The organism is uncultured Jatrophihabitans sp., assembly GCF_964251945.1.
In the GTDB taxonomy this organism is placed as follows: Bacteria; Actinomycetota; Actinomycetes; order Mycobacteriales; family Jatrophihabitantaceae; genus Jatrophihabitans.
Window position 1 is genome coordinate 762,703 of sequence record NZ_CAXULP010000001.1, and the last position, 23,839, is coordinate 786,541.

Annotated in this window: 24 protein-coding genes; 12 read left to right on the forward strand and 12 right to left on the reverse strand. The window is 70.6% G+C overall.

From position 1 onward, the window contains the following. Positions 1-13: 13 nt before the first annotated feature. From ACFFBG_RS03500 to ACFFBG_RS03520, 5 genes are all read right to left on the reverse strand, one after another. Positions 14-1,282, reverse strand: coding sequence for a class I SAM-dependent methyltransferase (locus ACFFBG_RS03500; protein WP_375475619.1), 1,269 nt, complete (start codon positions 1,280-1,282; stop codon positions 14-16). A gap of 26 nt (positions 1,283-1,308) precedes the next feature. Next, the gene (locus tag ACFFBG_RS03505; protein ID WP_375475621.1) at positions 1,309-2,019 is read right to left on the reverse strand and encodes an alpha/beta hydrolase; all 711 of its coding nucleotides are present in this window, start codon (positions 2,017-2,019) and stop codon (positions 1,309-1,311) included. After that, positions 2,016-3,617 carry an alpha/beta hydrolase gene (locus tag ACFFBG_RS03510; RefSeq protein WP_375475623.1) on the reverse strand — a complete coding sequence of 534 codons (1,602 nt, stop codon included), beginning with the start codon at positions 3,615-3,617 and terminating at the stop codon, positions 2,016-2,018. The genes ACFFBG_RS03505 and ACFFBG_RS03510 overlap by 4 nt, the downstream gene beginning before the upstream one ends. 83 nt (positions 3,618-3,700) lie before the next feature. After that, complete coding sequence (locus ACFFBG_RS03515) at positions 3,701-4,549, reverse strand: Abi-alpha family protein (protein ID WP_375475625.1); 849 nt, start codon at positions 4,547-4,549, stop codon at positions 3,701-3,703. A 126-nt stretch (positions 4,550-4,675) separates the two neighbouring features. Then, positions 4,676-4,858 (reverse strand): hypothetical protein, encoded by a 183-nt coding sequence (locus ACFFBG_RS03520; protein ID WP_375475627.1) that lies wholly within the window; start codon positions 4,856-4,858, stop codon positions 4,676-4,678. Positions 4,859-5,185: 327 nt separating this feature from the next. Here ACFFBG_RS03520 and ACFFBG_RS03525 point away from each other — a divergent pair, with 327 nt between their 5' ends. The 4 genes from ACFFBG_RS03525 (at position 5,186) to ACFFBG_RS03540 (ending at position 7,371) form a co-directional block, all read left to right on the forward strand. Next, the gene (locus ACFFBG_RS03525; RefSeq protein WP_375475629.1) at positions 5,186-5,437 is read left to right on the forward strand and encodes a hypothetical protein; all 252 of its coding nucleotides are present in this window, start codon (positions 5,186-5,188) and stop codon (positions 5,435-5,437) included. A gap of 4 nt (positions 5,438-5,441) precedes the next feature. Continuing rightward, on the forward strand, positions 5,442-6,545 hold the full coding sequence (locus ACFFBG_RS03530) for an ATP-dependent DNA ligase (RefSeq protein WP_375475631.1): 1,104 nt from the start codon (positions 5,442-5,444) through the stop codon (positions 6,543-6,545). Between the two features lie 281 nt (positions 6,546-6,826). Continuing rightward, a complete protein-coding gene (locus ACFFBG_RS03535; protein ID WP_375475633.1) occupies positions 6,827-7,066 on the forward strand; it encodes a ribbon-helix-helix domain-containing protein in 240 nt (79 codons plus the stop codon). Beyond that, on the forward strand, positions 7,066-7,371 hold the full coding sequence (locus ACFFBG_RS03540) for a type II toxin-antitoxin system PemK/MazF family toxin (protein WP_375475635.1): 306 nt from the start codon (positions 7,066-7,068) through the stop codon (positions 7,369-7,371). Before ACFFBG_RS03535 ends, ACFFBG_RS03540 begins: the two co-directional genes overlap by 1 nt. A 28-nt stretch (positions 7,372-7,399) precedes the next feature. Here the strand turns inward: ACFFBG_RS03540 and ACFFBG_RS03545 are convergent, their stop codons facing one another. Continuing rightward, positions 7,400-8,425: an iron-containing redox enzyme family protein gene (locus tag ACFFBG_RS03545; protein WP_375475637.1), complete on the reverse strand. Its 1,026-nt coding sequence runs from the start codon at positions 8,423-8,425 to the stop codon at positions 7,400-7,402. A 114-nt stretch (positions 8,426-8,539) separates the two neighbouring features. On the opposite strand from ACFFBG_RS03545, the gene ACFFBG_RS03550 reads away from it, so the two are divergent. Continuing rightward, complete coding sequence (locus ACFFBG_RS03550; protein WP_375475639.1) at positions 8,540-9,196, forward strand: methyltransferase; 657 nt, start codon at positions 8,540-8,542, stop codon at positions 9,194-9,196. Between the two features lie 93 nt (positions 9,197-9,289). On the opposite strand, the gene ACFFBG_RS03555 is transcribed toward ACFFBG_RS03550, so the two are convergent. After that, a complete protein-coding gene (locus ACFFBG_RS03555) occupies positions 9,290-10,024 on the reverse strand; it encodes a dihydrofolate reductase family protein (RefSeq protein ID WP_375475641.1) in 735 nt (244 codons plus the stop codon). Positions 10,025-10,078: 54 nt separating this feature from the next. Here ACFFBG_RS03555 and zapE point away from each other — a divergent pair, with 54 nt between their 5' ends. The 4 genes from zapE to ACFFBG_RS03575 are packed head-to-tail and all read left to right on the forward strand — an operon-like array spanning position 10,079 to position 12,407. Then, positions 10,079-11,104 (forward strand): cell division protein ZapE, encoded by a 1,026-nt coding sequence (gene zapE, locus ACFFBG_RS03560; RefSeq protein ID WP_375475643.1) that lies wholly within the window; start codon positions 10,079-10,081, stop codon positions 11,102-11,104. Continuing rightward, positions 11,097-11,807 (forward strand): hypothetical protein, encoded by a 711-nt coding sequence (locus tag ACFFBG_RS03565; protein WP_375475645.1) that lies wholly within the window; start codon positions 11,097-11,099, stop codon positions 11,805-11,807. Before zapE ends, ACFFBG_RS03565 begins: the two co-directional genes overlap by 8 nt. Positions 11,808-11,863: 56 nt before the next feature. After that, positions 11,864-12,067 (forward strand): hypothetical protein, encoded by a 204-nt coding sequence (locus tag ACFFBG_RS03570; protein WP_375475647.1) that lies wholly within the window; start codon positions 11,864-11,866, stop codon positions 12,065-12,067. A gap of 40 nt (positions 12,068-12,107) precedes the next feature. After that, positions 12,108-12,407 carry a winged helix-turn-helix transcriptional regulator gene (locus ACFFBG_RS03575; RefSeq protein ID WP_375475649.1) on the forward strand — a complete coding sequence of 100 codons (300 nt, stop codon included), beginning with the start codon at positions 12,108-12,110 and terminating at the stop codon, positions 12,405-12,407. 80 nt (positions 12,408-12,487) lie between these two features. On the opposite strand, the gene treZ is transcribed toward ACFFBG_RS03575, so the two are convergent. Next, positions 12,488-14,197 (reverse strand): malto-oligosyltrehalose trehalohydrolase, encoded by a 1,710-nt coding sequence (gene treZ / locus ACFFBG_RS03580; RefSeq protein WP_375475651.1) that lies wholly within the window; start codon positions 14,195-14,197, stop codon positions 12,488-12,490. Between the two features lie 57 nt (positions 14,198-14,254). Here treZ and ACFFBG_RS03585 point away from each other — a divergent pair, with 57 nt between their 5' ends. Further along, positions 14,255-14,641 (forward strand): SRPBCC family protein, encoded by a 387-nt coding sequence (locus ACFFBG_RS03585; protein ID WP_375475653.1) that lies wholly within the window; start codon positions 14,255-14,257, stop codon positions 14,639-14,641. A gap of 9 nt (positions 14,642-14,650) precedes the next feature. After that, positions 14,651-15,475, forward strand: coding sequence for a PPK2 family polyphosphate kinase (locus ACFFBG_RS03590; RefSeq protein WP_375475655.1), 825 nt, complete (start codon positions 14,651-14,653; stop codon positions 15,473-15,475). A 59-nt stretch (positions 15,476-15,534) separates the two neighbouring features. Here ACFFBG_RS03590 and treY read toward each other — a convergent pair whose 3' ends face one another. The 3 genes from treY to ACFFBG_RS03605 all read right to left on the reverse strand — a co-directional run bounded on the left by treY (position 15,535) and on the right by ACFFBG_RS03605 (position 20,687). Beyond that, the gene (treY, locus tag ACFFBG_RS03595; protein WP_375475657.1) at positions 15,535-17,826 is read right to left on the reverse strand and encodes a malto-oligosyltrehalose synthase; all 2,292 of its coding nucleotides are present in this window, start codon (positions 17,824-17,826) and stop codon (positions 15,535-15,537) included. Beyond that, positions 17,827-19,929, reverse strand: coding sequence for a glycogen debranching protein GlgX (glgX, locus tag ACFFBG_RS03600; RefSeq protein ID WP_375475659.1), 2,103 nt, complete (start codon positions 19,927-19,929; stop codon positions 17,827-17,829). Between the two features lie 89 nt (positions 19,930-20,018). Continuing rightward, entirely contained in the window at positions 20,019-20,687 is a 669-nt protein-coding gene (locus ACFFBG_RS03605) for a hypothetical protein (RefSeq protein WP_375475661.1), read from the reverse strand. Between the two features lie 111 nt (positions 20,688-20,798). On the opposite strand from ACFFBG_RS03605, the gene uvrB reads away from it, so the two are divergent. Then, positions 20,799-22,961 (forward strand): excinuclease ABC subunit UvrB, encoded by a 2,163-nt coding sequence (gene uvrB, locus ACFFBG_RS03610; protein ID WP_375475663.1) that lies wholly within the window; start codon positions 20,799-20,801, stop codon positions 22,959-22,961. A 23-nt stretch (positions 22,962-22,984) separates the two neighbouring features. Here the strand turns inward: uvrB and ACFFBG_RS03615 are convergent, their stop codons facing one another. Next, entirely contained in the window at positions 22,985-23,782 is a 798-nt protein-coding gene (locus tag ACFFBG_RS03615; RefSeq protein ID WP_375475665.1) for an IclR family transcriptional regulator, read from the reverse strand. Positions 23,783-23,839: the final 57 nt, after the last annotated feature.

Genomic DNA, 23,839 nt, shown 5'->3' on the forward strand with positions numbered 1-23,839 from the left:
CGCGGACGCGGGACTACGGCTTGGTCAGCGTGAATTGGGCGACGTCCAGGTAGCCGGTGCGAAAGCCAGCCTCCGAGTACGCGAGATACAGCGACCACATCCGGCGAAAGGTCTCGTCGAAGCCGAGCGCGTCCACCGCCGCCGCGTGCGCCTCGAACTTCGTGCGCCAGCGGTGCAACGTCTCGGCGTAGTGCCGGCCGAAGCTGTATCGGTCGGCGACTCGCAGCGTGGTGTGCGCCGCGAGCGTGCGCTCGATCGCCTCGACCGAGGCGAGCTGCCCGCCGGGAAAGATGTACTTGCGGATCCAGGTGTAGGTGTCCTTCGTGGCGAGCACCGTGTAGTCGTCCTGCAGGATCGCCTGCAGGCCCACCCGCCCGCCGGGCTGCAGCACCCGGTCGATGGTGCGGAAGTACTCGTTCCAGTGGTTGGCCCCGACGGCTTCGATCATCTCGACGCTGACGACGGCGTCGTAGCGGCCCTGCGCCTGCCGGTAGTCCTGCAGCAGCACGTCGACGCGGTCGGACATGCCGGCCGCGGCGATCCGCTCGCGGGCGAGCTCGGCCTGCTCCGTGGAGATCGTCAGGCTGGTGACGTGCGCCCCGCGGCCAGCCGCCCGCAGCGCGAGCTCGCCCCAGCCGGTGCCGATCTCCAGCACGCGGACGCCCGGGCCGACGCCGGTTGCGTCGAGCAGCCGGTCGATCTTTCGGCGCTGGGCGTCGGTCAACGCCTCGGCCGAGCCCAGCGGCTCGCCGTCGAACACCGCGGAGGAGTAAGTCATCGACTCGTCGAGGAACAGCGCGAACAGGTCGTTGGACAGGTCGTAATGCTGGTGGATGTTGTCGCGCGCGCCCTCGATGGTGTTGTCGTGCGCGTGTGGCTGCACGCTGAGCACGGCGTTGCGCAGCCGGTGCAGCATCGGCGGCACCATGTCGCGCATGTTCGCCGCGAAGGCGGACAGCACGGCCGGCAGGTCGTCGGCCGTCCAGTCGCCGGCCATGTAGGCCTCGCCGAAGCCGATCGTGCCGGTGGCGCCCACCCGGGCGAAGAAAGCGTCCGGGCGCACCAGCCGCATCACCGGGTCGGCCCCGGTGCCCGCGCCGTACCAGCGGTCCTCGGGCTCCGCCACGCGCAGCGGCAGCCGGCCGGCCGCGTGCCGGAACAGCCGTCGGGCAATCGCCGCGCGGACGGGGGAGCGCGGCACCGCGGCGATGTCCGCCCAGCGCTGCGCATCGATCGGACGCGTCTGCAGCACTGGGCGCTGCGGTCGCTCGGTGGCGGTCATCGCGGTCTCCTCCTGCCGGCCCGCCGTCAGACGACGAGACGGGCGGTTCCGGCAAACACTTTCGCTAGTACGTTCGCTGCGTCGCCGCCGACGGTTTCGGCGGGCGGCACGGCACACAGCGTGGCAAGAACGAAGCCAGCGCTCAAGCGGTGCCACAGCCGCGGCCGGCGCAGCATCGGATGGCGCTCGCCGCGCAGGCCCACGTAGCCGACCTCGTCGGCCACGCGGTTCGCCGCGGCGGCGAAGTCCTGCGAGTTGGCCGGGCTCGTCGTCCGGTCGGCGTCGCCGTGCACGATCAGCACGCGGCGGCCGGCCAGCTGGTCCACCGGGTCGCCGGGCTCGATCCACGGCGCGAGCCCGACGACCGTGCGCACCGGCTCGGCGCCCGCGGCGTAGACGGCTGCACGGCCCCCCATCGAGTGTCCGACGAGCGCGACCGGCGCGCCGGGAAACCGGTGCGCGAGCTGCCCGACGGCCCATTCGACGTCATGCACCGGCGAGCGCCGGGCGCCGTTCCACCCGCGGACGAGATAGCGCAGCCGCGCGACTGCTAGCCCGTGCTCGCGGCCGACCCGGCGCAGCTCGCCGGCGAACGGGCGCATGCGCAGCACCGCGAGCTGGTTCGCGCGCACCGGCGTGACACCGTCCTCACGGCCGCCGTGCAGCACGAGCGCCACGGCGCGGGTGTCGCCGGCTGGCTCCCATACCCCGAGGTACGGCGCGCGCGAGCCGGTCACCGGCAGACCTTCCCGGCCGGCGGCAGCGTGTGCGAGAGCAAGTAGGCGTTGACGTAGTCGTCGACGCAGCTGGAGCCCTGCTCGTAGGAGGTGTGGCCCGCGCCGTTCCACGACAGCAACCGCGCCTTGCCGAGCACCCGGGCGAGGTCGATGGCGCCCTGGTACGGCGTCGCCGGGTCGTGCAGGTTGCCGAGCACCAGGATGGTCCGGGACGCTGTCGGCGCCGTCGGCCTGGGGGGCACCGAGCGCTTCGGCTGCCACGCCTGACAGGAGAACAGCGACGGCGCGTTCACCAGGCCGAACATCGGGAAGTCCTTGATCCATGCCTCGGCGGTCGCGCGGACGACGGCGTCCGTCGGGCCGGGTTTGGAGTCGTTGCAACTGATGGCGTTGAACGCGTCCTGCTCGTTGGTGTAGGCGCCGCCGGCGAGCCGGTCGTTGTAGCCGTCGGCGAGCTGCAGCAGGCCTTGGGAGTCGCCGCGCGCGCCCTGGATCAGCGCCGTCCCCAAGGACGGCCACAGCCGCTGGGAGTAGAGCGCGTAGAGGACGCCGGTGAGCACGAGGTTCGCGGTCGCCTTGCGGGTCTCTCCGGAGGTCGCGCTGGGGATCGGCGAGCGGCGGGCGGTGGCGGCGATGTCGTAGACGGTCTCGCGCGGATCGGCCAGCGAGCTGCAGGGCGTGTGCTTGTGGCACCACACGGCGAACTGGTCGAAGGAGTTCTCGAAGCCGCGCAGCTGTTCGGTGGCCGCCTTCAGATCGTCCTCGACGGGGTCGACGGCGCCGTCGAGCACCATCACGTTGATCTTGTCGGGGAACAGGTGGGCGTACTGCGCGCCCAGCTCGGTGCCGTAGGAGGCGCCGAAATAGTTCAGCCGAGGATCGCCCACAGCCTGCCGGATCTGGTCCAGGTCGCGTGCGGTCTGCACGGTGTCGAAGTCGTCGAGCGCGCTGCCGTACTTGGCGAGACAGGCCTGCGCGAACATCTTGGCCGCGGCTTTCGCCTGCGCGACGCCGGCTGCGGTGCGCATGTCCGGTGACGCAGCGGCACGGGCGTCCTCCTGGCTGTTGGTGAGGCAGCGGACCGGCGTCGAGGCGCCGACGCCGCGCGGATCGAAGCCGAGCAGGTCGTAATGGTCGAGCACCTGTTGGGACAGCTGGACGGAGTCGCTGAGCGCGAACTCGAGGCCGGAGGCGCCCGGGCCGCCCGGATTGAGTAGCAACGACCCGTCGGACCGCGTGTTGCGGCTGTCGTGGATGCGCAACAACTGCAGGCCGATGCGCGGGCCGGCCGGCTTCGCGTAGTCCAGCGGCACCTGGATCGTCGCGCAGTCGAAGGACAGCCGGTCGAATCGGGCGGCCGGCCAGGCCCCGCTGCGCAGACCCAACTGGTCCTTGCAGTCGGTGAACTCGGCCTTGCCCTGGGTCGGCGTGGCCGGCGCCGGAGACGACCCGGGCGAGCTTGACGACGGAGTTGCGGGCGCCCGGGACGACGCGACCGAGCCGCGACCGGTCTCCACCGAGGTGCACGCGCTCACCGTGACCAGGACGGCGGCGCCGACGAGCGCCGCGACCGGACGAAAGGCTCGAGCGCGACGCACCCCAGCACGGTACCCAGGCAAGCGGCGCAGCCGGTTGGGGCGGCTCGATCCGCAGGCGGGCGCCGGCGCCGCCCGGGCTGCGCTCAGGTGTAGCGGCGCTCGATGGTGGCGCGGGCCGGCGCGCACGCCGCCCAGAACTCCTTGCCGAAGGACGACAGCTGGACGGTGCGCCGGACGATCCGGGCGCTGCCCAGCCGATTCTTGTCGATGTCGGTCCGTGCGGCGCGGACCGCGTCGTCGCGGGTGAGCATGTCGTACTGGGAGACGAGCTCTTCGCTTGCCGGACCGAACTCGATCAGACCGAACTGGGCGAGCCGGCTTAGGTAGGTCGGCCCGCGCTCCTGGGTGGCGAGCCCGGCGGCCCGGCCTACGCTCGACACGTTGGCGAGCACCGTGCGAGCACTCGAGCGGCCGAGCTGTTTGGCCACTACGTCGACTGCCGCGAACGGCTCGCCGCCGGAGAGCTTGGCGAGGATGCGCGCCTCGTCCGGGACGAGCTGGCTGACGATCGAGCCGTACAGGTAGTCGCGGCCGCCGGTGGCGTCCCGCGCGCTCGAGCGCTGCAGCAGCTCGGTCATTGCCGAGCGCAGCGGCTCGGGGTCGTCGCCGGAGTTGTGCACGAGCATCATGACGCGCGATTCCTCCGAGGTCGCGCCGGTGAACAGCTGCTGCGGGATCTCCAGCAGGCGCAGCACCTCGACCGCGGCCAGCTGGCGCAACCGCTGGGCCTGCTGCTCCACCAGGTTGATGCCGGGGATCTGCCGGGCGATCCGCCACCCGGAGCGGCCGAACAGCCGGCCCACCCGGGCGGCGGTGACGATCGCCCCGGCGCCGGCTGATCCGTTCACCCGCTCGGCGCGACGATTGTCGGGGGTGGGCTTCGCCACGGTCGAGCCGGCGTCGGCTGCCGAGTCGTCCCGGCTTTCGGCCACGTCGGTGCCCCCGGCTGTCGGTGTTGCGCGGATAAGTGCCCGTTGAGGATAAGGGTCTGTCCGCGGCGCCGCTGGTCGACCGTTGGCGCGCAGGCCTCGGCCGGCCCGATCTACCCCGGCACGGATCTAACGTCGCTTAGCGGTGATCGCGCGCCGCGCTCGACGGTTCGCTCCCCGGCGAGGCAGCGCGTCGGCCTTGCCGAGCTTCGACCGGATGAAGTTGAACGCCGTCAGCAGGCCGAACAGGAGCTGCCTGCCAACCCAGGAAACGAATTCAGAGATCGGCTCGAAGATCAGATCGAAGAGCACACACCGATATTAGGGTGGACGCCGGGCAGGCTGCGTCGCTCTCCGGCTTCGTTCAGCACGCAGTGGGCGTCGGCTCTGGATCCACCTGATCGAACACCTCCACGATGATCCCGCTACGCACTTCCGCGACAGCGGCCCCACCCGCGAGTTCCGTGTCGGCACCCAATACCTCTTCCGCGCCAAGCGCCACCGCGCCGGCGACGGGATGTCCAGCTATCCCACCCCCACGGCGCGGGCCTTCTGGACGCAGGACACGATCACTTTGTCTCCGGGTCTATCGAACGAGGTCCGTCGTCGTCGACGGCCTCTTCGGCGCGCAAACCCGGAGTGCTGCTCGTTGTCGGGGTCCGCCCGGTAGATCCGACGTGGTCGCTCGTCGTTGACGTGGCTGCCCGGCCGACAAGGATCTTCTTCTCGAGGAAGGGCCAGTTCTCGACAGTCGAGATCACGTGTTCCGGACCCGAAGCGGATCATGTCGCCGACTTGGATCGAGGTGATGGCACGGGGCTGATGGGTGACCGCGCCGACTTAGCGCCCATCCTCGACGGCGGTACCTTCGCCGCCGAGCAGTCAGAATGACCCGATGAAGCTGCCCGTCATGCCGCCCGTTGCTCCGATGCTCGCGAAAGCAGTCCCGACAATCCCGCCCGGAGCGTCCTACGAGCCAAAATGGGATGGCTTCAGGTCGCTGATTTTCCGGGACGGCGACGAAGTCGAGTTCGGCAGCCGTAACGAGAAGCCGATGACCCGGTACTTTCCCGAGCTGGTCGAAGCGGTCAGGGCCGAGCTGCCCGAACGGTGTGTCGTGGACGGCGAGATCGTCATCGCCACCGACGCAGGTTTGGACTTCGAGGCGCTGCAGCAACGCATCCACCCCGCCGTCTCGCGGGTGACGATGCTGTCGCGGAAGACCCCGGCCTCGTTCATCGCATTCGACCTGCTCGCGCTCGGCGACGATGACTACACCGGGCGTCCGTTCGCCGAGCGGCGCGCAGCCCTCGAAGCTGCGCTCGCCGACGCGAAGGCGCCGATCCACCTCACTCCGACGACCACCGATCTCGACGTGGCCAACCGCTGGTTCGTCGAGCTCGAGGGCGCACACCTCGACGGCGTCATCGCCAAGCCGCTACAGGGCACCTACCAGCCCGACAAGCGCGTCATGTTCAAGATCAAACACATCCGCACCGCCGACTGCGTGCTCGCTGGCTTCCGCTGGCACAAGACCTCCACCGAGGGCCAACCGCTGGTCGGGTCGCTGCTGCTCGGCCTCTACAACGACGAGCGCAAGTTGCAGCACGTCGGCGTCGTCGGCGCGTTCACCGCCAAGCGCCGCGCCGAACTTGTCGACGAACTCGAACCCCTGCTGCTGGCCGAGGGCGAGGACCACCCCTGGCAGGAGTGGGCCAGCGCCGACGCCCACCAGAGCCAGCGCCTACCCGGCAACGTCAGCCGCTGGAACGCCACCAAGGACCTATCGTTCGTCCCGCTGCGGCCCGAGCGGGTGCTCGAGGTCAAGTACGAGCACATGGAAGGCACTCGATTCCGCCACCTCGCTCACTTCGTCCGCTGGCGCGACGACCGCACCCCGCAGTCCTGCACCTACGAACAGCTCGAGCAGCCGCTCACCTACGCCCTCGACGACATCGTTCCCGGCCTCGGAGCAGATTTGGGTGCAAACTCCGCATAGCTGGCCGACCCGTCATTCGACATCGTGTCCTGGAGGTTGTCGCAGAACGGCGTCCTCGCGGGTATCCGCTGGCGCAAGACCCTCCACCGACGCCCATTCACCTGTCGACGAACTCGAACCGCTGCTGCTCGGTGACGCGGCAGCACCTACGGCAGGAGTGGGCCAGCGCCGAGGCCCGCCGAAGGCGGCGGCTGGCTACGTCAGCCGGAGGAACGCCAGCAAGGACCTGTCCTTCGTCCCGGGTGCATACCGGATGGTATACGGCTTGATAGGGTGGCAGGGTGAGCACTCAGGTGGCTATCCGACTGGACGAACGCGAGCTGGCGACACTCGATGAAGAGGTCGCCGCGGGCCGAGCCGCCAATCGGTCGGACGCTATTCGGCGCGGCATCGCCCGCCTGCAACGGGATCAGCGATATCGCGGCGAGGAGGCAATCCTCGTCGAACTGGCTCGGCGCGGAGAGCCCGTCTACCCCGACCTGGCCGGCACGCTGGAGCTGCCCAGGCCGACGTTGGACTGATGCGATCGATCGCGCTTGTCCAGCTGGACAAGCGCCGACCAGCGTTGATCTTAACGCGGCGGTCGAAGCTGCACCTGCTGACGTGGCTGACCGTCGCCCCGATCACCAGCACCGTGCGGGGAATCGCCAGTGAGGTTTCGGTCGGTCCACGCAACGGCCTGGATCACCCCAGCGTCGTGAGCTGCGACAACATCACCACCGTGCGGGCCAGTGCCGTAGGGGACACCATCGGCTTGCTCTTCGACGACCAAGAGCCCGCTCTCGCCCGCGCGATCAGTGATGCTTTCGAACTCGACCTCGATTAGCCGTCGGGTTAAACCGCGCTTATCGCGCTCAGACGCCGACAGCGGCGAGAAGGGCCGACGCGCCAACCGCGTCCGGCTTGCGCAGGGACGAGCGGCCGCGCTGCCAGGCGCCGAGCACGTGCTCGGCGAACCGGTTGTCGACGTGCAGGCAGGCGGCCGCGCCGAAGACGATGTCCTCGATCAGCTGCGGCTCCGCCTCGGCGAGACCGCCGCAGAGGTCGTGCGCCGCGAGCTGTTCGTGCAGCGCGTCGGCGGTGACGTGCTCGTCGTAGAAGCGGCACATCTCGTCGTCGCCGCCGAGCCGGCGCAGCCCCTTCGCATATCGGCGGCATGGCGCGGACGACGTCATCTCATACGCCGCGAGGTGGCCGACGAGCGCGCCGCGCAAGTCGCGCCGGAGCCCGAACATCGACATGACGTTGCTGATCGCCAGCGTGATGCCCGGGACGGCGTCGACGTACGCGCCGTACGCGTCGCTCAATCCGAGGCCGCGAAGCAGGCCGCGGTACAGCTCGTAGTGCATGCGGGTCTCGTCGCCGCGGCCGTACTCGTCGATCTGGATCTCGACGAGCGCGGCCTTGGCGCGGCCGGACAGGCGCGGGACCGCCCAGGTGTGCGGGTCGGCCTCCTTCAGCTGGTAGACCGAGCGTTGCGCGGCGAACTCGGTGAACTGCGCGAGGGTGGCCTTGGTCTGGACGAAGCGCGCGACTGAGGGCCCGTCGTCGCCGTCCACCAGGGCGCGCAGCCGCTCGGCGACCGGCGCCTGGCTCGGCGGGACGAACGACTCGCGGCGCAACGCCGCGAGCAACTGCTCCTCGAGCGCGCGGCGCACCGCGATGACCGGCGGCGCCCATTCCATTGTCTCGGCGACGTCGTCGAAGCCGCGATAGTGCAGCTCGAAGCAGATCCACAACGCCAACTGCAGGTCGTCGTCGCCGATCGGGTCCGCCGGCATGCGCAGACCGGAAACCGCCGGCAGCAGCGACAAATCGGGCCGGCGCAGCGCGTCGACCAGAGCCTGGGTGAGCGGGCCTCGCGGTTCGGGCAGCAGCATCGCGTCTCGTTTTCTGCGTCTTCACATGCGCTTCCGGCTTTTTCGAACGCGCAGTCCGCAAATACCCCAATGACATCTGCTGGAAACGTGGCGGTGACGGGGTAGGCAGTAGGCATGACGACCGCGACCAATCCCGTGGCCGGACCCCGGCAGCTTCAGTTCGGCCCGTTGCAGATCGAGTACGACGAGCGCGTGCTGGCCCCGCGGCCGTGGACGTTTGCGCAGAGCTCGTGGGCGGCCGAGCTGGCGCCGACGCTGCCGGCCGGCCCGATTCTGGAGCTCTGCGCGGGCGCCGGTCACATCGGCCTCGCCGCCGCGGTTCTGGCCGACCGCGACCTAATCCAGGTGGACGCCAATCCGGCCGCCGTGGCCTACGCGATCGCGAACGCCGCCCGCAGTGGTTGGTCCGAGCGCGCCGAGGCGCGGGCCGGGCAGTTGCAACACGCGCTGGCAGCGGGGGAGTCGTTTCCGCTGATCATCGCCGATCCGCCGTACCTGCCGAGCGCCGACGTCAAGCAGTGGCCGGACGACCCGGTGCTCGCCATCGACGGCGGCGAGGATGGCCTGGCGCTGGTGCGCGACTGCCTGGCTGTCGCCGCGGCGCACCTGGCGCCGGGTGGCGAGCTGCTACTGCAGGTCGCTGGTCCGCAGCAGGACCGACAGGTGGCGGCGCTGCTCGCGGCGAGCCCTGCGTGGGGGCTGCGCCGCATCGAAGTTCGGGTCGTCGACGACGCCCGGGCGATCACCCGGATCGCGCGAAACGCCTGCTGAGTTTCGCCAGAACTCGCGGCCGATGTCGTCGCGGGTGCTGGCGTCACCTGCGTGCGGGCGGGCGGGCGTGCGGGCGGGCGGGCGTGCGGGCGGTCAGCGGCCGACGGCGTAGCGCAGGAACAGCGCGCCGTCCTCCTCGAGCAGGGCGCGCAGGGTCAGCTGCCGCGCCGCCGCCCATTCCGGCCCGGCGAGCACCCGGCCCGCGCCTGGGCCAGCCAGCATCGGCGACACCGTCAGGCACAACTCGTCCACCACGCCGGCGGCAGCGAACGCGGCGAACACGGTCGGGCCGCCCTCGGCGAGGATTCGGGTCAGGCCGCGGCGCTCCAGCGCCGCGCGCGCACGAGCCGGCTCGACGTCGTCCGCGCCGCAGTCGAGGAGGTCGGCGACCTCGGCCAGCGCCGCGCGCCGGTCCGCGGGCGCGCTCGCGCAGGTGAGGACCAGCGTGCGCGCCGGCGCGTCGACGGCGAACAGCGGCGAGCCTGGGTCGAGGCGCAGGCTTCGGCTGGTCACCGCGATCGGCAGTGCAGCGGCGAGGCCGTGCTGCTCGCGAACGGCCGCGCGTTGCTCACCTAGCGTGATGGCTCCGTAACCCTCCGCAGTCGCGGTGCCGGAACCGACCAGCACCACGTCGGCGAGGTCGCGCAGCGCGGCGAACACCCGGTTGTCCCCGGGCGTCTGCAAGCCGGCGGATTTGCCCTGCGCGGCGGCGGCGCCGTCGACCGAGGCGATGAAGTTCACCCGGACGCCGCCGCGCTCGAGCCAGCCGTCGGCATACACCGCATGGATGTCAACGTCGTCGGACGGCTCGGGCAACAGCACGCGCACCGGGCCAGCGTAGGTGCGCTGGATCAGCCCGCTGCCGCGGCGTCCTAGGTTGGCGTGGTGCCCCAGCGACTCGTCGACCGCCCGGCTGACATCGACGCCGAGCAGTTGATCGCCGGGCTTGCGCCGCCGCCGCTGTTCGCCGACGCGCGCTTCGACACCTACCGGCCCGCGCCCGACCAGCCCACCCAGTCGGCCGCGCTCGCGCAGACTCGCGCGTTCGCCGGCGCCGTCCTTGGCGGAGTCACACCCGGCCGCTGGCCGCGTCGACGCCCGCGGGAAAGCCCCGGCGGCATCTATCTCGACGGCGGCTTCGGCGTCGGCAAGACCCACTTGCTCGCCGCCGCCTGGCACGCCGCGCCCGAGCCGAAGGCCTACGCGACCTTCGTCGAGCTCACCCACCTCGCCGGCGCGCTCGGCTTCGGCCAGCTGGTCGCGCGGCTGTCCGGCCTGCGGCTGCTCGCGATCGACGAGTTCGAACTCGACGATCCGGGCGACACCGTCCTGGTCTCGACACTGCTTGGCAACCTCGCCGAGGCAGGGGTCGCGCTCGCCGCGACGTCCAACACGCTGCCGGATCGGCTGGGCGAGGAGCGATTCGCGACCGAGGACTTCCTGCGGGAAATCCAGGCGCTCGCCGCCCGTTTCACCGCCGTGCGAGTGGACGGGCCGGACTACCGGCATCGCGGCGACCCGGCCGCCCCTTCGCCGCTGTCCGACGACGAGGTGCGCGCCTCGACGAGCGCGCCCGACGCCAGCCTGGACGACTTCGACGAGCTGCTGCGCCGGCTGGCCCAGTTGCATCCCTCGCGTTACGGCGCGTTGGTCGACGGTCTGCGCGTCGTCGGGCTGCTCGGCGTCCACACCGTCGAGGACGAGTCGGTGGCGTTGCGGCTGGTGGTGCTGGCCGACCGGCTCTACGACCGCGGCATCCAGGTGCGCGCGTCCGGGGCGCCGCTCGACCAGCTGTTCGCCGAGCGGATGCTCGCCGGCGGGTACCGGAAGAAGTACCGCCGCGCGATCAGTCGGCTGACGGCGCTGGCCCGCGAGCCCGGCGAGGAGGGCGGACGCCACGATGGCTGACCGACGACGGGTCCCGGTGCCGCAGGTGGTCGAGCAGGCGCTCGACGCCGCCCTCGACCGCGCGCTTGCGGTGCAGCGGCCGGTGGTCCTCGCGCACCTCGACCGAGTCCGGCGCAAGCACCCCGCGACGACGCCCGCGCAACTCGTCGACCGCCTCGAACACCAATACCTGATGGCCGTCGTCGGCCTCGGCGGCGCGTCGGGCGCCGCGGCGGCGTTGCCCGGCGCCGGCACTGCGGCGGCCCTCGCGTCCGGCGCCGCGGAGATCACCGCCTTCGTGTCGGCCTCGGCGATGTTCGTGCTGGCGCTCGCCGAGCTGCACCAGATCCCGGTCAGCGATCCGCAGGTGCGGCGGGCGTTGGTGCTCTCGGTGCTAGTCGGGGAGGGCGGCGTCGCGGCGCTGCAGGACGCAGCTGGCCACCGGGTCGGCGCCGACGTCCGCTGGGCGCACGTGCTCGGCAAGCGCGCGGCCCCGGACAAGGACAAGATCACCTCGCTGAACGGCTATCTCGGACGGTTGCTGCTGCGTCGAATGGGCACCCGCCAAAGCGCCTTGCTGGTGGGACGTGCGCTGCCGCTCGGCATCGGCGCGGCGATCGGCGCAGGTGGCAACGCCGCTCTCGCCCGCACCGCGATCCGGTCGGCGCGCGCGGTGTTCGGGTCGCCGCCGAAGTCGTTCCCGCCGAAAGTGGTGGACGCCTAGCCGAAAATTGGGCAGGTTCGTTCACGCAAGCAGTCGACTGAAAGAGGTGACCGGCGATGTTCGTCGTCGTGCTGACCGACCCGGGCGAGCAGCTGATCGGGCCGCGTGCCGTGGGTCCGTTCGACGATTGGGACAGCGCGCAAGCCTGCGCGAACGCCCTCACCGAAACCTGGGAGATCGATTCGGGCAAGGCGCCGACCGCCACCGTGGTGCGGATCGAGGCGCCGCAGCCAGGCGTCGTCGTCGGCGAGATCCAGTAGCGCCGGCGACCGCCGGGCCGGGGAGTGCTTGGATAGCACCATGACGGACCCGACGGAGCCGACCGAGCCGGCCTTCGCCGAACTGCTCGACCTGCTCGGCCGGCGGTGGACGCTGCGCATCCTCTGGGAGTTGCGCGCGGGCGTGCTGCCGTTCAACGAGCTGCGCAAGCGCGCGGGCGGGTTGAGCCAGAGCGTGCTCGTCACCCGGCTCACCGAGTTGTTCGGCTCAGGCCTCGTCGCCGACGTCCGCGGCGGATACGAGCTCACCGCGCGCGGCGCCGCGCTCGCCGTCGAACTCGGCCGGCTGCACACGCTGGCCGGGCAGTGGGCGACCGACTAGCTCTCGGCCCTGCTACGGCACCGCCCGCTGTCATGGTCTGCGCACGTCATGGCGGCCAGCGGGCATGACGGCGGCGACTCTCAGGTCCGCAGCACGGCCGCCGACTGCGGACCGAGGACGAGCGCGTCATCGCCCGGGGTCGCGTCGCCGGTGACGACCAGCAGCTCGCCGCCGGCCACCGGCACCGAGTGCGCGACCTCCGAGACGTTCGCCGCGATCTGCAGGGCGCCGCGACGCACCACGATCCAACGCTCGTCATCGTCGAAGTCGACCGACACGTGCCGCAGGTCGGAGTCGCGCAGGTCGGCCTCGGCGGCACGCAGCGCGATCAGCCGGCGGTAGAGCGCGAGCACCTCGCCGTGGCCGCCCTCGTCACGCTCGGACCACTTCAGGATCGCGCTGCGATACGCCTCGGGATCCTGTGGGTCGATCATCTCCTCGGTGTTCCAGCCGTGTCCGGCGAATTCCTCGACGCGGCCTTTCGCGGTCGCCTCGGCGAGCTCCGGCTCGGGGTGCGAGGTGAAGAACGGCCACCGGGTGGACGCCGCCCATTCCTCGCCCATCCAGAGCATCGGCGTGAACGGCATGGTGAGCAGGAGAACGGCCCCGACGCGCACGAGCGCCGGCGTGGTCAGCTCGGGCAGCCGGTCGCCGACGGCGCGGTTGCCGACCTGGTCGTGGTTCTGCAGGCACACGACGAACTGCCAGCCGCGCACGACCGCCGGGTCGATCGGCGTGCCGTGGTCGCGGCCGCGGAACGTCGAATACGTCCCGTCGTGGAAGAACCCATGCGTGTACGTCTTGGCCAGCACGTGCATCGGCCCGAAGTCGCAGTAGTAGCCCTGCGTCTCGCCGGTCAGCGCGGAGTGCAGCGCGTGGTGCACGTCGTCGTCCCATTGCGCGGCCAGTCCGTAGCCGCCGTCCTTCTGCGAGTTGATCATGATCGGGTCGTTGAGGTCGGACTCGGCGATCAGCGGCAGCGGCCGGCCGACTTCGGCGGACAGCGCCTCGACCCGCGACTCGAGCTCGGCGAGGATGTGCGTCGGCGAGCTGTCCTGCAGCGCGTGCACGGCGTCGAGCCGCAGCCCGTCGATGTGATAGTCGCGCAGCCACATCAGCGCGTTGTCGAGGATGAACTCGCGCACCGCCGGTTCCTCGACGTTCACCAGGTCGCCCCACGTGTTGCGCCCGGTCTTCAGGTACGGGCCGAAACGCGGCAGGTAGTTGCCGGACGGGCCGAGGTGGTTGTAGACGACGTCCTGGATCACCGCAAGCCCGCGCGCGTGCGCCGCGTCGACAAACCGCTTCAGCCCGTCCGGCCCGCCGTAGGGGGCGTGCACCGCATACCAGTCCACGCCGTCGTAACCCCAGTTCCAGACGCCGTTGACGGCGTTCACCGGCAGCAGTTCGACGTGCGTGACGCCGAGGTCGACCAGGTGGTCGAGCCGCTCGATCGCCGAGTCGAAGGTCGCGCCCTCGGTGAAGGTGCCGATATGCAGCTCGTAGACGATCGCCGCGGTGAGGTCGCGCCCGGCCCACCCGTCGTCGTGCCACCTGTAGGCGGACTGGTCATAGGCGCGGCTCGGCCCGTGCACCCCGTCCGGCTGCCAGCGGGACGCCGGGTCGGGCACGGGCTCGTCGGAGTCGTCGAGCAGGAACGCGTAGTCGGCGCCGAACGGGACGTCGGGAGCTGTCCACCAACCGTCGGCCTCGGCCGTCAGCGGCGTGTCCGCGCCGCCGGTGCGCAGCGCGAGCGACGAGACGTTCGGAGCCCACACGCGCTGTGCCATGCCGCATTCCTGCCCGCGCCTTTCGCGGCGGTAACCGGGGCGTGTCACGATCGAGGGATGGCATCGGTGACGATCAACGCCAGCGGCGACGCTTCTCCAGACGAGGCGTGGGACCGTTATCTGCATCCCGCACGGTGGCCGGACTGGGCGCCGCAGATCACCGGCGTCGAAGCGGAGTCCGACGAGCTGGCGCCGGGCGTGCGCGGCAAGGTGTGCGGCCCGCTCGGGTTGTCGGCGAAGTTCACCGTCGACGCGGTGGACGAGCGGCGCCGCGCCTGGTCGTGGACGGTGCGCCGCTGGCCGGTGACGCTCCGGCTGCAGCACGGCGTCCAGCCGCACGACGGCGGCAGCCGCACCTGGTTGACGGTCGAAGGTCCGCTGCCGTTGGTGATCGGCTACGTGCCGCTCGCGCATCTCGCTTTGCGCCGCCTGGTCGCGCGTTAGCCTCGCGCGATGACGCAGAGCGTGCGCGAAGCACTGGCCGTGCGGCCGGGGCCGGTCAACCTCGCCGGCTACCACTCGGCGGCGCGGCCGGTGCAGCAAACTGGAAAGCTGCGCCATGACATCGACGAGCTGAGCTTGCTCCAGCAGCAGCTGTGGGCGATGGGCACCGCCGGCGACAAGCGGCGGGTCCTGTTGCTGCTGCAGGGCATCGACACCGCGGGCAAGGGCGGCGTCACCAAGCACGTCGTCGGCGCGCTGGGCCCGATCGGCGTGCAGTACACGGGCTTCAAGGCGCCGACGAAGGAGGAGCTGCGCCACGACTTCCTCTGGCGTATCCGCAAGCAGCTGCCGCCGCCCGGCGTGCTCGGCGTCTTCGACCGCTCGCACTACGAGGACGTGCTCATCGTCCGCGTGCACGAGATGGTGTCGGCGGCGACGTGGCGGGCCCGCTACGACATCATCAACGACTTCGAGGCCGAGCTGGCCGGCGACGGCATGACGATCATCAAGGTCTTTCTGAACATCAGCTTCGACACGCAGCGTGAGCGGTTGCTGCGCCGCCTCGACCGGCCCGACAAGCACTGGAAGTTCAACGTCGCTGATCTCGACGAGCGTGCTTTGTGGACCGAGTACCAGACCGCTTACTCGGACATGCTCGAGAAGTGCAACACCGCCCATGCGCCCTGGTACATCGTGCCGAGCGACTCAAAGGGCTACCGCAATTGGGCGGTCGGCGAGATCTTGCGGGAGACGCTGGCAGAGCTCGACCTGAGCTATCCCGACCCGGCGCTGGACATCGCCGCGCTGAAGGAGCGCCTGGCCCCGCCGCACTGAGCGCCGACAGGCACAGCGCGCCGGCAAGGATAGATTGTGCGCGATATATTGCCCGCAAGCTATCTGACTAGCAGCGCCACCGGATAGACCGCGAACAACTCGGCGAGCCGCACCGCGCCGTCGCCGAAGGACCGGCCGGTCAGCACGTCGGTCGCAGCGGCATCGAGTTCGAGCACCGTGTCCCGCCACCCGCCGTCTCGTTCGAGGGTCGCCGGCAGCCGGGTGGCGACAGTGATGGCGCCGCCACGGTCGAACGAGAGCGCATGCGCGGCGCCGGCCCCGGAGGCGCGCAGCGGTGTGTAGCCGGTGAACAGCTCCGGTCGTTGCTGGCGCAGCCGCAGTGCGCGCGAGGTGACCCACAGCTTCGCCGCGCCGCTCGCGTCGATCGGCGGAGGGGACCCGTCGGAATCCAGCTTCTCGAGCAGCGCCCGAGTGCTCGCGAAGTCGACAGCGCGCCGGTTGTCCGGGTCGACGAGCGAGTCCTCCCAGAGTTCGGTGCCTTGGTACACGTCAGGCACGCCCGGCATCGTCAACTGCACGAGCTTCTGGCCCAGCGAGTTCGACCAGCCATAAGGCGTGATCGTGTCGACGAACGCCGCCAGCGGCTCGCTGACCGCCGGATCGTCGTACGCCGCGTCGACCGCGCGGTGCACCGCGGACTCGAACTCGTCGTCTGGGTCGATCCAATTCGTCGACTGCGCGGCCTCGCGCATCGCCTTCTCGGCGTACGCGTGCATGCGATCGCGCTCGATCAGGCCGGCGCCGGCGAACGTCTGCCACAGCAGGTAGGCGAATCCGAGATCTGGCAGGGGCGCCGCGGACAGCAGCCCGCGCACCAGCCGCGACCACTCGCCCGGCAGCTCGGAGAGCACCGCGAGCCTCGCCCGGACGTCCTCGCCGCGTTTCGTGTCGTGGGTGGACAGCGTGGTCATGCTGAGCGGGGCGCGGCGCTGGCGGTCAGCCTGCGCGTCGTGGAAGCGCTGCGCGTCCACGCCGAAGTGGTCCGGGTCGCCGCCGACCTCGTTGAGCGCGATGAAGCGGCTGTAGCGGTAGAACGCGGTGTCCTCGACGCCTTTCGCCATGACCGCGCCGGACGTCTGCTGGAACCGCACGCACAGCTCGTCGGCCGGATCGGCCAGCCGCGCGGACAGCGCGCCGATGGCGTCGGCGAGGTCGGGCCGGGCGGCCTGCGCCGCCTCGATCGCCGAGGCCAGGACGTCCGCGCCGGTCGGGACGTAGGAGCGGTACACGGGGAAGCGCACGGCCAGTTCGGCCAGCGCCTCGGCGGCGTTCTCGACGGAGGGCGCCAACCGCGCGAGGCGGGAGATCTCGGCCTGCAGGATGGTGGACACGCCCTGCCGCTTGCCGGCGGCGACGTGGTCGGCACTCGTCCGCGTGTCGCCGGTCAGCTCGCGGTACAGGTCGGTGAAGGTCTCTTCGGCGGCGGTGTCGACGAACACGCCGCAGACCTCGCCGAGCGCCTCATAGCCGGTCGTGCCGTCGACCGGCCACTCGTCCGGCAGCTGCTCGCCGGCCTCGAGGATCTTCTCGATCAGCAGCCAGCCGTCCTCGCCGAGCAGCCCGCGCAGCCGTTGGAAGTAGCCGAGGGGATCCGCGAGCCCATCGGGGTGATCGACGCGCAAGCCTGTCACGCCGTCTTCTGCCACCCACCGCGTGATCTGCTCGTGCGTCGCGTCGTAGACCTGCTTGTCCTCGACCCGGAGCCCGGCGAGGGTGCTGACGGCGAAGAAGCGTCGGTAGTTCTGGTCGGTGTCCGCGCGGCGGAAGTTCACCAGCTCGTAGTGCTGGTGCGCGAGCACATCCGCGCCGGTGTCGCCATCCCTCGGCTCGGTGGCCGGGGCAATCGGGAAGCGGTGCTCGAAATAGCGCAGCTCGCTAACCCCCCCGGGCGACGCGACGACCTCGAGTTGGCTGTCCTCGAACTCGTCGCCGAGCACCGGCAACAGGATCCGCCCGCGCAACCAGTCGATGTCGAACCAGCGGGCATAGGCCGAGCCGCGGCCGAGCTTCAGCAGATCCCACCAGGCCGGGTTCTCCGCCGGCACCGCCACGCCGGTGTGGTTCGGCACGATGTCCACGACCAGCGCGAGGTTGCGGGCGCGCGCGGCGGCGAGCAGCCGGGTCCAGCCGTCCGGGCCGCCGCGCTGCGGGTCGACGGTGTCGAAGCCGATGACGTCATAGCCGTGGTCCGAGCCGTGCGACGACGGCAACAGCGGCGAGCAGTACACCGCGCCTGCGCCGAGCCCTGCGAGGTAGTCGCACGCATCTGCGGCGGCGTGCAGATCGAACGATGGCCGTACTTGCAGACGATATGTCGAGCTGGGCGGCACTTACTCGCCCACTCGGGTCAGGACAACGACGGCGCGCGGGCCGACCGACACGGTCTCGCCCGCCTTGACGAGCGTTCCCTCGCTGTCGTTCGTCATCGTGTCGATCACGATCTGCCAGTTCGGCCCGTAGTCGTCGGTCGGCATCGTGAACCCGATCGCCTCGTCGTGGGCGCAGAAGCACAGCAGGAACGAGTCGTCGACGACCCGCTCGCCGCGCGCATCGCGTTCGGCGATGCCGTTGCCGTTGACGAACACCGCGATGCTCCGGCCGAAGCTCGCGCCCCAGTCGTCCTCGGTCATCTCCCGGCCGTCCGGGGTGAACCAGGCGATGTCGGGCACGCCGCCGCGCCGCCGGCTCGGCCGGCCGTCGAAGAATCGCCGCCGGCGGAACACCGGGTGGTCGCGGCGCAGCGCGGACACCTTGCGGGTGAACTCCTGCAGCTGTCCGTCGACGTTGCTCCAGTCGATCCAGGTCAGCTCGTTGTCCTGGCAGTAGCCGTTGTTGTTGCCCAGCTGCGTGCGGCCGAGCTCGTCGCCGTGGCAGAGCATCGGCACGCCCTGGCTGAGGAACATCGTGGCGATGAAGTTGCGTTGCTGCCGGTGTCGAAGCGTGCGGATCTCGTCGTCGTCGGTCTCGCCCTCGACGCCGCAGTTCCAGGACCGGTTGTGGCTCTCGCCGTCGTTGTTGCCGTCCTCGTTCGCCTCGTTGTGCTTCTCGTTGTAGGAGACGAGGTCGCGCAGGGTGAAGCCGTCATGCGCGGTGACGAAGTTGATGCTGGCGACCGGCCGGCGTCCCGATCCCTGGTAGAGGTCGGCCGAGCCGGTGAGCCGGGCGGCGAACTCGCCGACGGTGCCGGGCTCGCCGCGCCAGAAGTCGCGGACCGTGTCGCGGTACTTGCCGTTCCACTCCGTCCACTGCGGCGGGAAGTTGCCGACCTGGTATCCGCCGGGTCCGACGTCCCACGGCTCGGCGATCAGCTTCACCTGGCTGACGACCGGGTCCTGCTGGACGAGGTCGAAGAACGAGGACAAGCGGTCGACGTCGTAGAACTCGCGGGCGAGGGTCGCGGCGAGGTCGAAGCGAAAGCCGTCGACGTGCATCTCGAGCACCCAGTAGCGCAGCGAGTCCATGATCAGCTGCAGTGCCTGTGGCTGGCGCACGTTCAGCGTGTTGCCGGTGCCGGTGTAGTCCATGTAGTACCGCGGGTCGTCCTCGACGAGCCGGTAGTAGGCCTGGTTGTCGATGCCGCGGAAGGCGAGCGTCGGGCCCAGGTGATTGCCCTCGGCGGTGTGGTTGTAGACGACGTCGAGGATGACCTCGATGTCGGCCTCGTGCAGCGCGCGGACCATCGCCTTGAACTCCTGCACCTGCCCGCCGGGGGAGCTGCTGGAGCTGTACTTGTGATCGGGCGCGAAGAACCCGATGGTGTTGTAGCCCCAGTAGTTCGCCAGCCCCTTGTCGACGAGGAACGAGTCGTTGACGAAGTGGTGCACCGGCATGAGCTCGACGGCGGTCACGCCGAGCCCGGCCAAGTGCTCGACGATCGCCGGGTGCGCGATGCCGGCGTACGTGCCGCGCAACTCGTCCGGCAGCGCGGGATGGGTCTGGGTGAGCCCCTTGACGTGCGTTTCGTAGACGACGGTCTCGGCGTACGGCCGGCGCGGGGGGCGGTCTACGCCCCAGTCGAAGAACGGGTTCACCACGACGCACTTGGGCAGGTGGGTCGCCGAGTCGTCGTCGTTGCGCGAGTCCGGATCGTCGAAGTGGTAGCCGAACAGCGACTCGTCCCACTCGATCGTCCCGTCGATCGCCTTGGCGTACGGGTCGAGCAGCAGCTTGTTGGGGTTGCAGCGCAGCCCCTGGTCGGGCTTGTACGGCCCGTGCACCCGGTATCCGTAGTGCTGACCCGGCTCGACGCCCGGCAAAAAGGCGTGCCACACCCAGCCGTCGACCTCGAAGAGCTCGACGCGGGTCTCCGTGCCGACCGCGTCGAACAGGCAGAGCTCGACCTTTTCCGCCACCTCGCTGTACAGAGCGAAGTTGGTGCCCGACCCGTCGTACGTCGCGCCAAGCGGATACGCGGCCCCTGGCCAAATCTGCACTGCTGCTCCCGGTGATCCTCTATCCCGACGGACCCGGCGGGTTTCGCTCCAGCCTGCCACGTACGTCGGCCGGTCGAAGTCCTACCCGGTCATTCAGCTCGCGTATGCGGCCAACCGGTGTGACGGCGCCGGGCGGCAGACATCGCGACGGACGCGGCGAGCCCGGCCAGCGGCACCGCGACCACGCAGGCGAGCGCCGCCACGCCGACCCACGGCAGACTGCCCGAGGTGAATTGGAAGCCGGTGCGCAGCTGTCCGCCTGCCGTGCCGCCCTGGGCAGATGCGAACGCTGCGTGAAAGTTGTCTGACGTAGATCTCACTTGCAACACGGTGACCGCGACCACGCCGGCCAGCAGCGACCCGCCGCAGAGCAGGGCAGCCACGCCCATGCGCCGCCGATCGAGCAGCGCGGCGGCCGCGGCGAGGCCTAGCAGCAGCGCAGCGGCCCAGAACAACACTCCGTAATTGACGCCGTGTTGACCGGTCGCGCTGCCGCGAATTCGGCCGAAGCCGTCCACCGTCGTAGTGGCGCCGGCGAATTCCGATCGCGCGCCGTAGCCATACAGCGCCCGCGATGGGGCGACAACTGCAAGAATCGCGGCTGCCAGCAGAAGCGCCGGCTGAGCGAGCCAGAGAGCCGCGGCCGTTCGGACGAGCCCGTGCGGCGCAGGCGAGCTGCCGCCAGCTGCGGCCGTCGCCGATGCGCCGGCGAGCTCGTGATCCGCTGGGCCGGGGTCGAGGAACTCGATCTCCGTCATCACATCAGTGTGCGTCGGCGTGGGTGGGCGTGGGTGGGCGTGGCTGGGCGGCGGGGCGAAGCTGGGCGGCGGGGCGGGCACGATGTCAGACCCGGCTCGTACCGTGGGGGCATGCGCGTCCGCACCGACATCATGCCGAGCACCGGCAAGTTCGAGGTCATCTCCGACTTCGAGCCGTCCGGCGACCAACCGGCGGCAATCGATGATCTGGAACGCCGCATCCGCGCCGACGAGCGGGACGTCGTGCTGCTCGGCGCCACCGGAACCGGCAAGTCGGCGACCACCGCGTGGCTGATCGAGCGGCTGCAGCGCCCCACCCTCGTGATGGCGCCGAACAAGACGCTCGCCGCGCAACTGGCGAACGAGCTGCGCGAGATGCTGCCCAACAACGCGGTCGAGTACTTCGTCAGCTATTACGACTATTACCAACCCGAGGCCTACGTCCCGCAGACGGACACCTACATCGAGAAGGACAGCTCGGTCAACGACGAGGTCGAGCGGCTGCGGCACTCGGCCACCAACTCCTTGCTCACCCGGCGTGACGTCGTCGTGGTTGCCACCGTGTCCTGCATCTACGGCCTGGGCACGCCGCAGGAATACGTGGACCGGTCCGTGCGGCTGCGCGTCGGGCAGCAGATCGAGCGCGAGGCGATCCTGCGGCACCTGGTCGAGGTGCAGTACAGCCGCAACGACCTCTCGTTCACTCGCGGCACCTTCCGGGTGCGCGGCGACACCGTCGAGATCTTCCCGGTGTACGAGGAGCTCGCGATCCGCGCGGAGATGTTCGGCGACGAGATCGAACGGCTGTACTACCTGCACCCACTCACCGGCGAGGTCGTCCGCGAGGTCGAGGAGGTGTTCGTCTTCCCAGCCACGCACTACGCGGCCGGCCCGGAGCGGATGGAACGCGCGATCCGCGGCATCGAGAAGGAGCTCGAGCAGCGGCTCGCCGAACTGGAGAGCCAGCACAAGCTGCTCGAGGCGCAGCGGCTGCGCATGCGCACCAGCTACGACATCGAGATGATGCGCCAGGTCGGCTTCTGCTCGGGCATCGAGAACTACTCACTGCACATCGACGGCCGGGCGCCCGGCAGCGCGCCGAACTGCCTGCTCGACTACTTCCCCGAGGACTTCCTGCTCGTCATCGACGAATCACACGTGACCGTGCCGCAGACCGGCGGCATGTACGAGGGCGACATGTCTCGCAAGCGGATGCTCGTCGAGCACGGCTTTCGGTTGCCGTCGGCGATGGACAACCGCCCGCTGAAGTTCGAAGAGTTCACCGAGCGGGTCGGCCAGACCGTCTACCTGTCGGCCACGCCGGGCAATTACGAGCTCGGCCGCACCAAAGGCGACTTCGTCGAGCAGGTGATCCGGCCGACCGGCCTCGTCGACCCGGAGATCCTGGTCAAGCCGACGAAGGGCCAGATCGACGATCTGTTGCACGAGATCCGCGAGCGCGCCGAGCGCAACGAGCGGGTCCTGGTCACCACACTCACCAAGAAGATGTCCGAGGACCTCACCGACTACCTGCTCGAGCAGGGCGTTCGGGTGCGTTATCTGCACTCCGAGGTGGACACCCTGCGCCGGGTCGAGCTGCTGCGCGAGCTTCGGCTCGGCGAGTTCGACGTGCTGGTCGGCATCAACCTGTTGCGCGAAGGCCTCGACCTGCCCGAGGTGTCGCTGGTGTCGATCCTCGACGCGGACAAGGAAGGGTTCCTGCGGTCCGGCACGTCGCTGATCCAGACGATCGGCCGCGCGGCCCGCAACGTGTCCGGCCAGGTGCATATGTACGCGGACACCGTGACGCCGTCGATGCGCAACGCCATCGAGGAGACGACCCGGCGGCGTGAGAAGCAGGTGGCCTACAACCGCGAGCACGGCATCGACCCGACACCGCTGCGCAAGCGGATCGCCGATATCACCGACATGCTGACCCGCGAGGCGGCCGACACCGCGGAACTGCTCGGGACCGGCGCGGTGCCCGTGGGCGGGTCCGGCCGGTCGCAGTCGCGCGGCAAGTCGCCGGCGCCGGGGCGGGCCGGCCGCGGCGTCTCCGGCGGCGTGCTCGGTGTCGGCGCGCACGCCGCCGGCGGGCTGGACGTCGCGGAGATGCCGCGGGCGCAGCTGGCCGATCTGATCCAGCAGCTGAACGAGCAGATGCTGTCCGCGGCGCGTGAGCTGCAGTTCGAGGTCGCGGCGAGGCTGCGCGACGAGATCGGGGAGTTGAAGAAGGAGTTGCGCGGCATGGACGTCGCCGGTGTCGGCCGCTGACCAGTGAACCGGTCGGATGCCGCTCAACCACCGGCGCCCGACCTGGCGGGCCCATCGCGTCCTGCCGGCCGGCCAGAGCCGCCGAGGCGTCGGCTGAGCCCGGCCGCGGTGCGCCGCACGTGGTGCACCAGCCGCTCGTCGGCCGCCCGCTCGCTGACGGTCGTCGCCGCCACCGCCGCCACCGGGTGGCCGGCGTGGTCGAAGACCGCCGCGGCGACCGAGCCGAACCCGGGCGTCACCTCGCCGTCCTCCGTCGCGTAGCCGAGCCGGCGCGCCTCGATCAGCCGCGCCCGCAGCGCGGACGGCGACCGCGGGCCGGCGTCGGTCCGGACCGTGAACGCGGCCGCCGACGGGAACAACGCCCGGACGTGCGCGGCCGGCAGCGACGCGAGCAGCGCCCGTCCGCTTGCCGTCGACTGCGCGGGCAGCCGCACGCCGACGTCGGTGACCAGCGCGGGCAGCCCGGGGGCGCGGTCCTCGATGACGTAGACGACCTCGGCGCCGGCGAGCACGGCCAGATGCGCCGACGCGCCGCTGCGGTCCACGAGCTCGGCCAGCGGCGCCCGGGCCGCCCGCTGCAGCGGCGCCTGCCGGGAGTACCCGCTGCCCAGTTCGTAGGCGGCGAGGCCCAGCCCCCAGCGCCGGTCCTCGGGCAGGTGGGTGACGTAACCGTGGTCAGCCAGCGTCGCCAGCAGGTGGTAGACGGTCGAGCGCGGCAGGCCGAGGTCGCGCACGACCGCGGCCGCCGTCACCGGCGCCGCCTGCCGGCCTAGATAGTCGAGCACCTGCAGCGTGTGGCGGGCGGCGGGCACGTCGGACACCGCTCGAGCCTAGAACCAGAGTCTGGGATACGAGACAGCGAATCGTGTCGGGGCCGT

Bases quoted from the DNA above. Each gene is read 5' to 3' on its own strand.
- ACFFBG_RS03605 (WP_375475661.1), bottom strand. From the start codon at position 20,687: ATGACGGAGATCGAGTTCCTCGACCCCGGCCCAGCGGATCACGAGCTC.
- ACFFBG_RS03585 (WP_375475653.1), top strand. From the start codon at position 14,255: ATGGCATCGGTGACGATCAACGCCAGCGGCGACGCTTCTCCAGACGAG.
- ACFFBG_RS03530 (WP_375475631.1), top strand. From the start codon at position 5,442: ATGAAGCTGCCCGTCATGCCGCCCGTTGCTCCGATGCTCGCGAAAGCA.
- treZ (WP_375475651.1), bottom strand. From the start codon at position 14,197: ATGGCACAGCGCGTGTGGGCTCCGAACGTCTCGTCGCTCGCGCTGCGC.
- ACFFBG_RS03540 (WP_375475635.1), top strand. From the start codon at position 7,066: ATGCGATCGATCGCGCTTGTCCAGCTGGACAAGCGCCGACCAGCGTTG.
- ACFFBG_RS03550 (WP_375475639.1), top strand. From the start codon at position 8,540: ATGACGACCGCGACCAATCCCGTGGCCGGACCCCGGCAGCTTCAGTTC.
- ACFFBG_RS03575 (WP_375475649.1), top strand. From the start codon at position 12,108: ATGACGGACCCGACGGAGCCGACCGAGCCGGCCTTCGCCGAACTGCTC.
- ACFFBG_RS03590 (WP_375475655.1), top strand. From the start codon at position 14,651: ATGACGCAGAGCGTGCGCGAAGCACTGGCCGTGCGGCCGGGGCCGGTC.
- ACFFBG_RS03570 (WP_375475647.1), top strand. From the start codon at position 11,864: ATGTTCGTCGTCGTGCTGACCGACCCGGGCGAGCAGCTGATCGGGCCG.
- uvrB (WP_375475663.1), top strand. From the start codon at position 20,799: ATGCGCGTCCGCACCGACATCATGCCGAGCACCGGCAAGTTCGAGGTC.
- ACFFBG_RS03545 (WP_375475637.1), bottom strand. From the start codon at position 8,425: ATGCTGCTGCCCGAACCGCGAGGCCCGCTCACCCAGGCTCTGGTCGAC.
- ACFFBG_RS03500 (WP_375475619.1), bottom strand. From the start codon at position 1,282: ATGACCGCCACCGAGCGACCGCAGCGCCCAGTGCTGCAGACGCGTCCG.
- ACFFBG_RS03565 (WP_375475645.1), top strand. From the start codon at position 11,097: ATGGCTGACCGACGACGGGTCCCGGTGCCGCAGGTGGTCGAGCAGGCG.